This window comes from Terrabacter sp. 2YAF2 (assembly GCF_052114705.1).
Classification (GTDB): Bacteria; Actinomycetota; Actinomycetes; order Actinomycetales; family Dermatophilaceae; genus Terrabacter.
Window position 1 is genome coordinate 176,499 of record NZ_JBFRFG010000004.1, and the last position, 14,195, is coordinate 190,693.

Annotated in this window: 13 protein-coding genes; 10 read left to right on the forward strand and 3 right to left on the reverse strand. The window is 70.0% G+C overall.

The genetic code is table 11. The features are described from left to right. Positions 1–11: 11 nt before the first annotated feature. Positions 12–1,079: a Gfo/Idh/MocA family protein gene (locus AB4030_RS06200; RefSeq protein ID WP_442278326.1), complete on the reverse strand. Its 1,068-nt coding sequence runs from the start codon at positions 1,077–1,079 to the stop codon at positions 12–14. Between the two features lie 36 nt (positions 1,080–1,115). Between AB4030_RS06200 and lipB the strand changes: the two genes are divergently transcribed. From lipB to AB4030_RS06225, 5 genes are all read left to right on the forward strand, one after another. Further along, positions 1,116–1,775, forward strand: a complete 660-nt coding sequence (lipB, locus tag AB4030_RS06205) for a lipoyl(octanoyl) transferase LipB (protein WP_442278327.1) — start codon at positions 1,116–1,118, stop codon at positions 1,773–1,775. Between the two features lie 57 nt (positions 1,776–1,832). After that, a complete protein-coding gene (locus tag AB4030_RS06210) occupies positions 1,833–2,795 on the forward strand; it encodes an ABC transporter ATP-binding protein (protein ID WP_442278328.1) in 963 nt (320 codons plus the stop codon). Then, positions 2,792–3,877, forward strand: a complete 1,086-nt coding sequence (locus tag AB4030_RS06215; RefSeq protein ID WP_442278329.1) for a hypothetical protein — start codon at positions 2,792–2,794, stop codon at positions 3,875–3,877. Before AB4030_RS06210 ends, AB4030_RS06215 begins: the two co-directional genes overlap by 4 nt. A 137-nt stretch (positions 3,878–4,014) precedes the next feature. Next, positions 4,015–5,040 carry a lipoyl synthase gene (gene lipA, locus AB4030_RS06220; RefSeq protein WP_442278330.1) on the forward strand — a complete coding sequence of 342 codons (1,026 nt, stop codon included), beginning with the start codon at positions 4,015–4,017 and terminating at the stop codon, positions 5,038–5,040. A gap of 5 nt (positions 5,041–5,045) precedes the next feature. Next, positions 5,046–5,780, forward strand: a complete 735-nt coding sequence (locus AB4030_RS06225; RefSeq protein WP_442278331.1) for a DUF4191 domain-containing protein — start codon at positions 5,046–5,048, stop codon at positions 5,778–5,780. A gap of 131 nt (positions 5,781–5,911) precedes the next feature. Here AB4030_RS06225 and AB4030_RS06230 read toward each other — a convergent pair whose 3' ends face one another. Further along, entirely contained in the window at positions 5,912–6,397 is a 486-nt protein-coding gene (locus AB4030_RS06230; RefSeq protein ID WP_442278332.1) for an RDD family protein, read from the reverse strand. A gap of 196 nt (positions 6,398–6,593) precedes the next feature. On the opposite strand from AB4030_RS06230, the gene glnA reads away from it, so the two are divergent. Then, positions 6,594–8,018, forward strand: coding sequence for a type I glutamate--ammonia ligase (gene glnA / locus AB4030_RS06235; protein ID WP_442278333.1), 1,425 nt, complete (start codon positions 6,594–6,596; stop codon positions 8,016–8,018). Positions 8,019–8,246: 228 nt separating this feature from the next. Continuing rightward, entirely contained in the window at positions 8,247–8,729 is a 483-nt protein-coding gene (locus AB4030_RS06240) for a DUF4760 domain-containing protein (RefSeq protein WP_442278334.1), read from the forward strand. Positions 8,730–8,929: 200 nt separating this feature from the next. On the opposite strand, the gene AB4030_RS06245 is transcribed toward AB4030_RS06240, so the two are convergent. After that, the gene (locus AB4030_RS06245; protein ID WP_442278399.1) at positions 8,930–10,516 is read right to left on the reverse strand and encodes a ribonuclease J; all 1,587 of its coding nucleotides are present in this window, start codon (positions 10,514–10,516) and stop codon (positions 8,930–8,932) included. Between the two features lie 626 nt (positions 10,517–11,142). Between AB4030_RS06245 and AB4030_RS06250 the strand changes: the two genes are divergently transcribed. The 3 genes from AB4030_RS06250 (at position 11,143) to AB4030_RS06260 (ending at position 14,188) form a co-directional block, all read left to right on the forward strand. Next, positions 11,143–12,057 carry a hypothetical protein gene (locus AB4030_RS06250; RefSeq protein WP_442278335.1) on the forward strand — a complete coding sequence of 305 codons (915 nt, stop codon included), beginning with the start codon at positions 11,143–11,145 and terminating at the stop codon, positions 12,055–12,057. 125 nt (positions 12,058–12,182) lie between these two features. Continuing rightward, positions 12,183–12,626 (forward strand): DUF1810 domain-containing protein, encoded by a 444-nt coding sequence (locus AB4030_RS06255; protein ID WP_442278336.1) that lies wholly within the window; start codon positions 12,183–12,185, stop codon positions 12,624–12,626. Then, the gene (locus AB4030_RS06260; protein ID WP_442278337.1) at positions 12,623–14,188 is read left to right on the forward strand and encodes an MFS transporter; all 1,566 of its coding nucleotides are present in this window, start codon (positions 12,623–12,625) and stop codon (positions 14,186–14,188) included. The genes AB4030_RS06255 and AB4030_RS06260 overlap by 4 nt, the downstream gene beginning before the upstream one ends. Positions 14,189–14,195 lie beyond the last annotated feature (7 nt).

Here is a 14,195-nt window from a genome sequence, read left to right on the forward strand (position 1 = left end):
TCGCGAACGAGCTAGGGGGTCTGTCCGGGCGTCACGACCTCGACGACGCGACGGTCGCGGGCACTGATCCGCGCGGCGTCGACGACAGCGAGCACGTGGACCGCGTCCCTCGGGTCGACGGGCATCGTCGACTGCGGGTCCGCCGAGACGAGAGCGGCGGCCACCGCGCGGTAGAAGCTCGCCTGGTCGGCGTCGGTCACCACGGGACCGGGCTCGCGCTCGTCGCCGCGGACGATCCAGCCGACGGCGTCGCCGTCGTTCTCGAACTCCGTGAACGCGCTGACGTCGTCGAACTGTCGCCCGATGACGAACGACCCGGCTGATCCGTTGACGCGGGCGCGCGGCCCGGGGGCGCCGTTGACCGAGCTCGACACGACGTGGCTGACGACGCCGGAGGTGTGCCGGCACGCCAGGAAGGTGTCGTCCTCGGCGACGGTCGTGCGCGAGTCGACCTCGGCATACACCGACTCGACCTCGCCGTGCAGCAGCACGGCCTGGTCGACGAGGTGGGTGTGCAGGTCGAGGAGCAGGCCACCACCCTCCTCGGCGGGCGCCTGCTCGCGCCAGCGCTGCTTGGGCACGGGACGCCAACGGTCCCAACGGTATTCGGCACGCCAGATCTCGCCGACGAGCTCCTGGTCGCGCACGATCCGCAGGGCGGCCAGCTCCGGGTCGAACCGCCGGTTGTTGAAGACCGTCAGGGGGACCCCCTGGTGCGCCGCCTGGTCGAGCACGTCGAGGGCGCGACTCGCGTCGAGGGCGAGGGGCTTGTCCACGACGAGCGGCAGACCCGCCTCGATGACCCGCTCCGCCTGGTCGGCGTGCACACCGCTGGGCGACGCGAGCACGACGAGGTCGAGACCGTCGACGCCGAGGAGCGCCTCGAGGTCGGGCACCACCTCTGCACCGGGGAGGTCGGCGCGGACCTCGTCGGCGCGGGCCGCGTTCGAGGTCGACACGGCGGCCACGGTAAGACCGGCCCGGACGAGGAGCGGGGCGTGGATGCCGCGGCCCGCGGAGCCGTAGCCGACGAGTCCGACGCGCAGCGGGGTGGACGAGGACGGGTCGGTGGCAGGCACATCGGCATCGTATGCCGCCCGGCGTAGGGTGACCGCATGCGTTTCGTCCACCTGGGCCTCGATCCCGACTTCGTCGACTACGAGCAGGCCTGGCAGGTCCAGCGCGACACCCACGCGAAGGTCGTCGCGGGCGAGGAGCCCGACACCGTCTACCTCCTCGAGCACCGCGCGGTCTACACCGCGGGCAAGCGCACCGAGCCGCAGGAGCGCCCCACCGACGGCACGCCGGTCATCGACGTCGACCGCGGCGGGAAGATCACCTGGCACGGACCGGGACAGATCACCGGCTACCCCATCGTCCGCCTCCCGGCGCCGATCGACGTCGTCGGCTACGTCCGGCACATCGAGGAGATGATGATCCGGGTCTGCGCGGACTTCGGCGTCGAGGCCGGTCGGGTCGAGGGCGAGAGCGGCACGTGGATCGCGGCGGACGACCGCGGACCGCGGCGCAAGATCGGCGCCATCGGCATCCGCGTCAGCCGCCAAGTCGCGATGCACGGCTTCGCGCTCAACTGCAACCCCGACCTGTCGTGGGGTGAGGTCATCATCCCGTGCGGCATCGTCGGCGCCGGCGTCACCTCCCTGTCGTTCGAGCTCGGTCGCGACGTGCCCGTCACCGAGGTGATCCCGCACGTCGAGAAGCACCTGGCCGACATCCTCCCGACGCTCCAGCCGAACCGGCGCGTCCTGACCTGACAGCGTCACCTCCGACCCCTAGGGTGTGCCTCACAGCCGACTCTCAGGGGGAGATCGATGGACGTCGCCGTCCGCACCAGCAGCCTGCGCAAGACCTATCTCAGTCGAGGCCGCCGCCGGGTCGCGGTTCAGGGCCTGTCCATGACGGTGCCCCTGGGGGGTGTCCACGGCTTCCTCGGCCCCAACGGGTCGGGCAAGACGACGACGATCCGGATGCTGCTGGGGCTCGTGCGGCCCGACTCCGGCACCGCGGAGGTGCTCGGGCAGACGGTGCCACGACACCTGCCGAAGGTCGTCGACCGCGTGGGCGCCATCGTCGAGGCGCCGAAGTTCTTCCCCTCCTTCACCGGCCGCCAGAACCTGCGACTGCTCGCCGACGCCATCGGCACCCCGCTCCCCCGGGTCGACGAGGTACTCGAGGCCACCCACCTCGGGGACCGTGGCCGCGACCGTTTCGCGGGCTACTCGCTCGGCATGAAGCAGCGCCTGGCCATCGCGGCGACGCTGCTCAAAGACCCCGACCTGCTCATCTTCGACGAGCCGACCAACGGGCTCGACCCCGCCGGCATCCGCGAGGTGCGCGACACGATGAGGTCCCTGGGGGCCCAGGGCAAGACCGTGCTCGTCAGCTCCCACCTGCTGAGCGAGGTGGAGCAGGTGGCCGACACCGCGTCGATCATCGGGCACGGATCCCTGCTCGCCGAGGGGAGCGTCAGCGACATCCTCGGCAGCACGTCCACCGCCCAGGTGCGGGTGGGGGTCGCGTCCCCCGAGCGCGCGGCCACGATCCTCGAGGGTGACGGGTTCGGCGTGCAGCGCGACGGCGAGCACCTCATCGTCGCCGCCACAGACCCGTCGGCAGTCACCCGCGCGCTCGCCGGCCACGGCCTCTACGTCAGCGAGCTGGCGCCGCTCCGCGCGGACCTCGAGGCCGTCTTCCTCGCGCTCACCGCCGACGAGGGGCTCGGCTCGGCGGCCGACCGAGAAGCCGGCGGCCTCGCGACGGGAGGTGCGGCATGAGCCAGCACGCCCTCGTCCGCGACGACCGGCGCACCTCCCCCGCGATGCGGCCGCGCGGCACGACGTTCACCGGGCTCGTCGGTGTCGAGCTGCGCCGCCTCTGGTGGCGCCGGCTCGCCCGCATGGTCCTCGTCGCGATCGTGCTCTTCGTCGGCTTCGCCTCCTTCACGGCGTTCCAGGACAGCCGGCCGGCGACCATCGCCCAGCGCGTCGCCGACTACAACCGGATGGTCACCGACATGAAGCAGCAGCTCGACGCCATGCCGGCGGCCGAGCGCCAGGCGCAGCTCGACGACTGCCGCAAGCAGCAGGCGCAGGCCCGGGCGAGCGACCCGAGCGCCGACCTGGGCTGCGACCAGATGAACCGACCGCCGACCCTCTCGCAGTTCGGGCTCGTCAACACCTCCCGCACCGAGATGACCCGCAGCATCGCGCGGGACGGCGTCTACCTCTTCGGCTTCCTCGCCTTCCTCCTCGGGGCGAGCTTCGTCGCGGCCGAGTTCGCCTCGGGCGCCATGGGGACGTGGCTGACGTTCTGCCCGCAGCGGCTGCGCGTGGCGGCCTCGAAGCTGGTCGTCGCCGCCCTCGGAGGTCTCGGCCTCGGCGCCGTTGCCGTCGGCCTCGCGGCGCTCGGCGCCTTCGTCGTCACGACGCTCAACCGTCCCGAAGCCTCGCTCAACCTCCCCGAGGCAGCCGCGACCCCCGACGACCCCCTGTCACTGGCACTGCTGCGGGTGGTGGTCGTCATCGCCCTCGGCGGGCTCGGGGGCGCCGTGCTGGGGCTGCTCGCGCGCGCCACCGCCGGCGTCATCGGGATCGTCGCGGGGTATGCCGTGCTCGTCGAGGGGTTCATCGCCAACGGCGTGCAGGGCGGAGCGCTGCAGCCGTGGCTCGTGCGTCTCAACGTCGACGCCTTCGTGGGCAAGGGCGCCACGTACTTCGTGGAGTCGTGCGGTCCCGACGGCTGCCAGGGGCGGTCGATGTCGCTCGCCTACACCCACGGTTGGGTCTACCTGCTCGTGCTCTCCGTCGTCGGCGTCGCCGCCGCTCTGGCCGTCTTCCGCCGCCGCGACGTCGGCTGACCCACGCGTCCCGGGCGGACGGCATACGTCTGTGGTCGTATGCCGTCCGCTGGCGTGTGGACACATCCCGGCTGTCCAGCCTTGTGGGCGGGTGGGCGTAACCTGTGCTGAGCAGTCCAACCCACCAAGGAGCCCGTGTGTCTGTCGTTCCCGACGGCCGTCGTCTGCTGCGCGTCGAGGCGCGCAACGCCGAGACCCCCATCGAACGCAAACCGTCCTGGATCCGCACGACCGCCAAGATGGGGCCGGAGTACACCGCTCTGCACTCGATGGTGAAGTCCGAGGGCCTGCACACGGTGTGCCAGGAGGCCGGTTGCCCCAACATCTTCGAGTGCTGGGAGGACAAGGAGGCCACCTTCCTCATCGGTGGTGACGTCTGCACCCGGCGCTGCGACTTCTGCGACATCGCGACGGGGCGCCCCACGTCCCTCGACCTCGACGAGCCGCGCCGCGTGGCCGAGTCCGTGGCCCGGATGGGGCTGCGCTACTCGACCGTGACCGGCGTCGCGCGCGACGACCAGCCCGACGGCGCCGCCGGGCTGTACGCGGAGACGATCCGCCAGATCCACCTGCTCAACCCCAACACGGGCGTCGAGATCCTCCCGCCGGACTTCGGTGCCAAGCCCGAGCTCGTCGGCCAGGTCTTCGACGCACGGCCCGAGGTCTTCGCCCACAACCTCGAGACCGTGCCGCGGATCTTCAAGCGCATCCGTCCGGCGTTCACCTACGAGAAGTCGCTCGCCGTGCTGACCATGGCGCGTGAGGCGGAGCTGGTCACCAAGTCCAACCTCATCCTCGGCATGGGCGAGACCGACACCGAGATCGAGGAGGCCATCCGCGACCTGCACGACGCCGGCTGCGACATCCTCACGATCACGCAGTACCTCCGTCCCTCGAAGCTGCACCACCCCATCGACCGATGGGTCAAGCCCGAGGAGTTCGTGCACTGGTCCGAGGTCGCCGAGGAGATGGGCTTCAAGGGCGTCATGGCCGGACCGCTCGTGCGCTCGTCGTACCGCGCGGGCCGCCTCTGGGCCACCGCGATGCGCAAGTGGGGACGCGAGATCCCCGCGCACCTCTCGCACCTCGCAGAGGCCGCCGAGTCGCCCGCCCGCCAGGAGGCGGCGTCGTTGGTGGCCCGCGCCCAGAGCGCCGTATCCTGAGCACCATGGCACGCAACAAGGACGGCGACGCGAGCAGCGCGCCCCAGGAGAAGAAGCAGGGACGGCTGTCCCAGATCCGTGACGTCTACCGGGTCTCCAAGGAAGCTGACCCGGTCATCGGCTGGTTCATGCTGCTGTCGTTCCTCGTCGTCTTCGGGGTGTTGCTCGTCATCGGCTTCCTCGTGAAGCTGCCGTGGATCTTCGGCATCTTCGGCGTGCTCTTCGGCGTCCTCGCCGCAACGATCATCATGAGCCGGCGCGCCGAGCGGGCCGCCTACAGCCAGATCGAGGGGCAGGCCGGCGCCGCCGGGGCTGCCCTGACGTCGATCCGTCGTGGCTGGTACACCGATCGCGAGCCCGTCGCCGCCGACGTCGCCCGTCCCGGCGACATCAACTCCGCAGCCATGGTCTACCGCGCGCTGGGCCGTCCCGGTGTCGTCCTCGTCGGGGAAGGCCCCACGGCCCGCGTCCAGAAGCTGCTCGCCGCCGAGAAGAAGCGCGTCGAGCGCGTCGCGCCCGGCGTCCCGGTCACGACGATGCGCGTCGGGTCGGGCGAGAACGAGGTCCCGCTGCCGAAGCTCGCGAGCAAGGTCCAGCGCCTCAAGCCGCAGATCACCAAGGACGAGATGGCTCTGGTCAACAAGCGCCTCAAGGCGCTCGGTGGCCTCCGCGCTCCCCTGCCGCCCGGCGTCGACCCGATGCGCGCCCGCATGGACCGGAAGGCCCTGCGCGGCAAGTGAACCGGCCCGAACGCCGCGCCTGAGCTGCACCTGAGCTGACGCTCCCCAGCAATCGAAAGAGCAGTTCGTCCGAACGGACGAACTGCTCTTTCGCTTGGCTGGGGCGCTCGGGGGAAGTGCTCTGTCGACGGTCAGCGGGTGCGGACGATGACGGTGCCCGGCACCTTGTCGTGGAGGCCTCGACCGTCGCGGTCCCAGACGACGGCGGGGATGAAGGCGCAGAGCAGCAGGGTGCGCGTCAGGGCCTGGAGCGGGAGGACGCGACCGCTGCCGCCGAGCGAGCGGACCTGCAGGCCCATGATCCGGTGGCCGATGGTGAAGCCGACCGTGCCCACGAGCAGCAGGTGCATGACCCCGAAGACGGCGAGCACCACGAAGCCCTGGCTCCCCGACGCCGGCGGCTGCGAGAACGGCAGCGGCACGCCGAAGAGGCCTCGCGCGATGACGGACGCGATCCCCCAGTCGATGAGCACGCCGACGACGCGGATCCCGAAGCCGGCCACCGACCCGGGTCCTCGCGGCGGCAACCCCAGGTCGCGCCCGCGGTACTGCCCATCGGCGCTCGTACGCTCTCGGGGGCCCTGGAGCCATGAGCCGAAGTCCTTGCGGTCCACCACGGCACCAGCGTAACGAGACCTGGTCCGGGCTCTTTGACCGGGCCTGCCCATCCGTAACACCCGCGAAACATGCGGGTCATGGCCGAGAAATCGCCAGTCGGTAGTGTCGTCGACGACAGCACGAGGCCGTCCCTCGATCCGTGGTGCTCGCCAGACCACGACCGGAGGACGACCTCGCCCCACATCAGGAGGTTGGATGTTCAGCTCAGCTGACGAGGTCCTCACGTTCATCAAGGACGAGGACGTCAAGTTCGTCGACATTCGGTTCTGCGATCTGCCCGGTGTCATGCAGCACTTCAACGTGCCGGCTGAGTCGGTCGACGAGGACTTCTTCACCGTCGGGCAGATGTTCGACGGGTCCTCGATCCGCGGCTTCCAGGCGATCCACGAGTCGGACATGAAGCTCGTGCCCGACCCCGCCACCGCGTTCATCGACCCGTACCGCGTCGAGAAGACGCTGGTCATGAACTTCTCGATCCTCGACCCCTTCACGGACGAGCGCTACAGCCGCGACCCGCGCAACATCGCGAGCAAGGCCGAGGAGTACCTCAAGTCCACCGGGATCGCCGACACCGCCTACTTCGGCGCAGAGGCCGAGTTCTACGTCTTCGACGACGTGCGCTTCGAGACGAAGCAGAACGCCGGCTACTACTTCATCGACTCCGTCGAGGCCGCGTGGAACACCGGTCGCGAGGAGGAGGGCGGCAACAAGGGCTACAAGACCCGCTACAAGGGCGGCTACTTCCCAGTCTCCCCCGTCGACCACTTCGCCGACTTCCGCGACAAGATCTGCCTCGAGCTCAAGGAGGTCGGTCTCAACGTCGAGCGCAGCCACCACGAGGTCGGCACCGCGGGCCAGATGGAGATCAACTACCGCTTCAACACGCTGCTGCACTCCGGCGACGACCTCATGAAGTTCAAGTACGTCGTCAAGAACTCGGCGTGGAAGCAGGGTCACACCGCGACCTTCATGCCGAAGCCGCTCTTCGGTGACAACGGCTCGGGCATGCACACGCACCAGTCGCTCTGGAAGGACGGCGAGCCGCTCTTCTACGACGAGCGCGGCTACGGCGGCCTGTCCGACCTCGCGCGCTGGTACATCGGCGGCCTGCTCAAGCACGCCCCGTCGCTACTCGCCTTCACCAACCCGACGGTGAACTCCTACCACCGCCTGGTCCCCGGCTACGAGGCCCCGGTCAACCTGGTCTACTCCGCCCGGAACCGTTCGGCGTGCGTGCGCATCCCGATCACCGGCACGTCGGCCAAGGCCAAGCGCATCGAGTTCCGCGTCCCCGACCCGTCGGCCAACCCGTACCTGTGCTTCGCCGCGCAGCTCATGGCGGGTCTGGACGGCATCAAGAACCGCATCGAGCCCCCCGAGCCGGTCGACAAGGACCTCTACGAGCTGCCGCCCGAGGAGCACGCCGCGATCGAGCAGGTGCCCGGCTCGCTTCCCGAGGTGCTCAACGCCCTCGAGGCCGACCACGACTACCTCCTCGAGGGCGACGTCTTCACGCAGGACCTCATCGAGGCCTGGATCGAGTACAAGCGCAAGAACGAGGTGGACCCGATCCGCTTCCGTCCGCACCCGCACGAGTTCGAGATGTACTTCGACATCTGATGGATCGAAGCGGAGTCAGATGTCGAACGAGAAGCCCAGCGACATCTGAGCAGGACGAGTCCTTTACCTGTCGAAAGGCCACGACGTTGGCCTTCTAGTCCGCACCTGGTCCTCAAGATGGGGAATCCAGCGAGTCCGCTCGTGCTGCCAGCATCACTGCAACGGCAGCGCGGGCGGACTCGTCTGCGTCCGCCCACAGTCAGCGTCGGCGCCGACTTCCGGCGAGTGATGTCTCAGCTGCTTGAGTGCGACGACGACGAGGGCTGCGGCGGCGGTCCCTCCGGCGCACAGTCTGCGCTTGACAAAGCCGGGCCAGGCGACGGACCCGAGAGTAGCGTGGCTGTCCACAGAAGCGCCTGGACCAGGGAGGGTCACGTGGCAAATCGCGAAGACGGCGCGCTGCTTGTGCAAGTGGCGCAGTGGGGTTCCACGATGGGGATCGAGGAGGCCCAGCACGCGGTGTGGGCAGACGACTTCGACCCGGTAACGGCGACGACCGATGACGTCTTGGTGTCCCGGATCCTCAACTGGGGCGAGACCATCGGGACGCTCACGAAGAACGGCCTCTTGGACACTGACCTTGTGCTGGACTGGCTCTGGGTGTCCGGGCTGTGGTCCCGCGTCGGGCCGGCCGCCCTGAAGCTGCGCGAGAAGCACGGAGAGGCCGCGCTGTATGAGAACTTCGAGGCACTAGCCACCCTGCAGGCCTGAGTGGAGCCGTCGACCGGCACGCATACAGACTCAGATGGTGCATCAGTCAACGTCGTCATCAACCACGTCGCCGGCACACGGACCAGCCCTGGTGGAAGACCGTTCAACCGCACCGCCGGCCGTCGACACGGGCCTGGGCTCTGCAGCGAGGCCCTGACCTACAGAGATGTGGTCAGGGCCTCGCTGGTTGCCGCGGGTGCTCAGGCGTCGACGATGACGGGGATGATGAGGGGGCTTCGTCGAGCGTTCCGGTGCACCCAGGTGGACATCGCCTGGCGCACGACCTCCTCCACCTGCTCGATGTCCTCGATGCCCTCCTTGGTCGCGGTGGTCAGTGCCTTCTGGATCGCCGGCGTGGCCTTGGCGAAGTCACCGGGCTCGTGCTCGAACCCGTGGACGAGGTAGTCGGGCTCCTCGGTGAGCTTGCCCGTGTCCGGGTCGACGATGCAGACGATGGTGATGACGCCCTCCTCGGCGAGGGTCCGGCGCACGTGCAGCGACTCCTCCGTCGCTCCACCGACGCTCATGGCGTCGACGTAGACGAGCCCGGCCGGGACGGTGCCGACGATGGTCGCCTGGCCGTCGACGAGGTCGATCACGGCGCCGTCGTGGCCGATGAGCGCCCGCTTGGGCTCGACGCCGGTGCGGATGGCGATGTCGGCGTTGGCCCGCAGGTGGCGCCACTCCCCGTGGACGGGGAGCACGCTGGAGGGCTGGACGATGTTGTAGCAGTAGGCAAGCTCGCCGGCGCTGGCGTGACCGGAGACATGGACCTTGGCGTTGCCCTTGTGGACGACGTTGGCGCCCCAGCGGGTGAGCTCGTTGATGACGCGGTAGATCGCGTTCTCGTTGCCGGGGATGAGAGAGCTGGCGAGCAGCACCGTGTCGCCCTCGGTGACGCGGATGGGGTGGTCGCGCCTCGCCATCCGCGACAGCGCGGCGAGCGGCTCCCCCTGTGACCCGGTGCAGATCAGGGTGATCTGGTCCGCGGGCAGCCGCTCGAGCTGCTTGAGGTCGACGACCAGGCCCTTGGGGATGGTGAGGTAGCCGAGGTCGGCTGCGATGGCCATGTTGCGCACCATCGAGCGGCCGACGAAGGCAACCTTCCGCCCGTGGTCGCGGGCCGCGTCGAGCACCTGCTGGATGCGGTGCACGTGGCTGGCGAAGCTCGACACGATGACCCGACCGGGTGTCGTCCGGAACACGGCCTCGATCGCTGGGGACAGCTCGCCCTCGGAGACGGTGAAGCCAGGGACCTCTGCGTTCGTCGAGTCGGTGAGGAAGAGGTCGACGCCCTCCTCCCCGAGCCGCGCGAAGGCGCGCAGGTCGGTCACCCGGCCGTCGAGCGGGAACTGGTCCATCTTGAAGTCACCGGTGTGCAGCACGAGGCCCGCGGCAGTACGGATCGCAACGGCGAGCCCGTCGGGGATCGAGTGGTTGACGGCGACGAACTCGCAGTCGAAGGGCCCGAACGTGCGCCGGTCGTCCTCGCTCACCCGCACGGTGACGGGGGTGATGCGGTGCTCCTGGAGCTTCGCTTCGAGGAAGGCGAGCGTGAGACGAGAGCCGACGACGGGGATGTCCGGCCGCTCGCGCAGCAGGTAGGGCACGCCGCCGATGTGGTCCTCGTGGCCGTGCGTGAGCACGATGGCGTCGATCTTGTCGAGACGGTCGCGGATCCAGGAGAAGTCCGGCAGGATCACGTCGACGCCCGGCTGGTGCTCCTCGGGAAAGAGGACGCCGCAGTCGACGACGAGCAGCCGGCCGGCGTGCTCGAAGACCGTCATGTTGCGGCCGATCTCACCCAGGCCCCCCAGCGGAACGATCCGCAGCCCGTCGCGGGCCAGTGCGGGCAGGTCCTGGGACCGTCGAGAGCCGCGCCCCCGGCCACGGGACTGCTGCCGGCGGCCGCCGCCCGCGCTCACAGGCCACCCCCGGGACACGAGCTGACCGACGAGCGGTCCGCGTGGGCATGGGCCTGGGAAGGCGCTGGGCGGCCGGTTGGGGTGATCGACTGCGAGGTCATGATGATCCTTCTCGTTCTGAGCACTCGAACCGAGCGCTCGTGCTGAGCAACGAATGGGTGGCGACGAGACCGCGGTCTCGGATGCTCTCACCTGCGGGGCCCCGTCGCCGACGGGGCAGGCAGGTCACAGCGAGCATGATCCCATGAGCGTCCCTGCAGCCATCCCCATGGTCACCGGTCACCAGCGCAACGGCAGTGGGGGCACAGTGGTCGGCGTCCAGCCACGCGATGCCGAGGGCCGGGCGACGTCAGACCCCGGAAGTCCGCGATGCCCCGGATCGGCGGACGTGGCATACGCCAAACGGTGGATCCGGGCAGGCTCAGGTCGGTTCACGCTAAGAGACGGCCCCGGGCAGGCCGGGACCGTTCTTGCCAGAGGGGTATGTCGTGAGAAGACTCGTTTCCACTCTTGCCGCCCTCGCGCTGGCCGCGGCTGTGCCGGTGGCCGCCGCCGGGAGCGCCTCGGCCAACCAAGCCGATCACCCGCACGTCACCACGGTCTGGGTCACCGGGGACGGTTCCCACGTGTCGCTCAGCCGCTGGCGCGTCGACGAAGGTCCAGTCTCCTTCCGTGAGTCCACCACGAACTCCGGTCCCGGCGGGAGCCAGATCACCCTCTTCCGCCTCCTGGGGAAGGCCACCGTCAACACGTTCAAGGCTGACCTCGCCAACGAGTTCTCGTCGGACCCGGCGACTGCCGCCAAAGGCACCCGAGGGCTCAACCGGGACATCAGCGCGACCGGCTTGGCCGACGTCCAGAAGGGCTACCCGATCTCAGTCCGGGTGGACCTGCGTCCCGGCACCTACTACCTGATGGACCTCGGGAACTTCTTCGGGTCCATGGGACCGTCCGGACCGCCCGACCCCGCCCTGACGAAATTCGTCGTGCGCGACAGCGGGCGGGACAGCTCGACCGGCGAGGACGGCTCGGGATGGCACACGCCGACCGTCTGGCTCACCTCGGCAGATCGCTTCGTGGGTCCGAGCCACCTGCCGGCCAAGGGCAGCGTCACCTTCCGCAACGTCGCTGACACGATCCACATCGCGCAGTTCTCGCCGGTCAAGAAGGGGACGACCGACAAGGAGATCCAGGCGTACTACGACTCCGGAGTGATGACCCCGCCGCCGTTCGCGTTGGACGGGCCGACCTTCGGGCTCGACGTCCTGTCTGCGGGCACCCATGCGACGCTGACCTACGACATGCCCCCGGGCACGTACGTGATGCAGTGTTTCGTGGCCGACGACGTGACCGGTATGCCGCACGCGATCATGGGGATGCACAAGGTCGTCGTCCTCAAGTGACGTGAACTGCAGGACCGACCACCTTTCCCGGCCGTCCGGGTGCGACGCACCCGGACGGCGCCGCGCGTTTCCTCGATGCGCGAGCGGACCGTCCCTCACGCTCCCGCGTCGGGTACGACTGGACCATGACCGAGAACGTCCCCGACCTCGAACGGTTCGTGCGCGCCCAGGACTCCGCGGGCACGTACACCTCCGCCCTGGCCGAGCTGCGGGCGGGTTCCAAGCGCGGGCACTGGATGTGGTTCGTGTTCCCGCAGGTCGCCGGCCTCGGCCGCAGCGAGACGGCCCAGCGGTATGCCGTGTCCGGGCTCTCCGAGGCACGCGCCTACCTGCGCCACCCGGTCCTCGGACCCCGGCTGCGCGAGTGCGCCGAGGCCCTCGACGCCCTCGAGACCGAGGATGCGGTCCACGTGCTCGGCACCGTGGACGCAGTCAAGCTTCGCTCGTCGATGACGCTCTTCGAGCGTGCCGCGGGCGACTCGGTCGAGGCCGACCCCTTCGCCCGCGTGCTGGAGCACTTCTTCGAGGGCCGGCGCGACGACGCGACGACCGGGATCCTCGGATCGTGACCGGGGACCGCGCCGGCACGGAGCATCCCACCGACGACCCCGTCGACCGGTCCACACCACGCGCCACGCCACAGGCTGCACGACCGTCCGTCCCGGACGACGGCGGGCCGCAGAGCCCCGACCCGCGCCGCTGGAAGGCGCTGTGGGTATGCCTCGTGGCCGGTTTCATGACGCTGCTCGACGTCAGCATCGTCAACGTCGCCCTCCCGTCGATCCAGAAGGGCGTGGACGCCACGCCGAGCGACCTGCAGTGGGTCGTGTCCGGGTACGCCCTGGCCTTCGGCCTGACTCTCGTGCCCTCGGGGCGCATCGGAGACGTCCTGGGCCGGCGCACCGTCTTCGTCGTCGGTGTCGTGCTCTTCGGCCTCGCCAGCCTCGGCTGTGGTCTGGCACCCACCAGCGCGCTGCTCGTCGTGGCCAGGCTCGTCCAGGGGGCCGCGGGCGGGATCCTCAACCCGCAGGTATCGGGCCTGATCCAGCAGCTCTTCCGCGGCCCTGAACGCGGACGCGCCTTCGGCCTGCTCGGTGCCACGATCGGGATCTCCACGGCGGTGGGTCCCGTCGTCGGTGGGGTCATCCTCGACGGGCTGGGCGAGCAGAGCGGTTGGCGGTGGATCTTCTTCGTCAACCTCCCCATCGCCGTGGCCGCCGTCGTGCTCGCGATGCGGTGGCTGCCCGCCCCGCCCGTCCGCGACCACAGCCGCCGGATCGACGCCGACCCCGTCGGTGTGGTGCTGCTCGGCGCCGGCGTGCTCGGCATCCTGCTGCCCGTCGTCGAGACGGGTCGCGGTGGCGCGGGCGTGCCGTGGTGGGTCGCGGTCGTCGGGCTGGCCTTCCTCGGCGCCTTCTTCGGGTGGGAGCGCTCCTACACCCGGCGAGGTCGGAGCCCCCTCGTCGACCTGGCCCTCTTCCGGGTCCCGGGCTACGCCTCGGGCGCCGCGGTCGGCACCATCTACTTCGCCGGATTCACCGGCATCTTCTTCGTGCTGACGATCTTCTTCCAGGAACGCCTCGGCTACACGCCGCTGCTCGCCGGTCTGGCGGTGACCCCGTTCGCGGCAGGATCGGCGGTCACCTCCGCGATCGGCGGACGCCTCGTCAACCGGTTCGAACGGTCGCTGGTCACCGGCGGGCTCGTCATCGTGCTCGTGGGCATCACCGCCGTCGATGTGGTCCTGGCCACCGTCCACGACTCGTCGCTCGGCTGGTGGCTCGCCGGCCCCCTGCTCGTCGCCGGCATCGGCAGCGGCCTCGTCATCTCACCCAACATCACCCTGACCGTCGCCAAGGTCCCCGTCGAGCGGGCCGGCACCGCCGGAGGGCTCCTCCAGACGGGTCAACGCATCGGCACGGCTGCCGGGATCGCGCTCGTCGGTGCGGTCTTCTACTCCGGCGTTGCTGCCGGCGCGGGACTCGACGCGTCCGCTGCGCTGCGCGTGGCAGCCGCTCTCGTGGCCGGGGCCCTGCTCGCGAGCGCTCTCGACCTGCGCGGGCGACACCGTCGCGAGGGCCGTGCCGCCGGCGCACCGGAGGCCGGAGGTCGCCGCTCCGCCTCGCCCTGAACCTTCG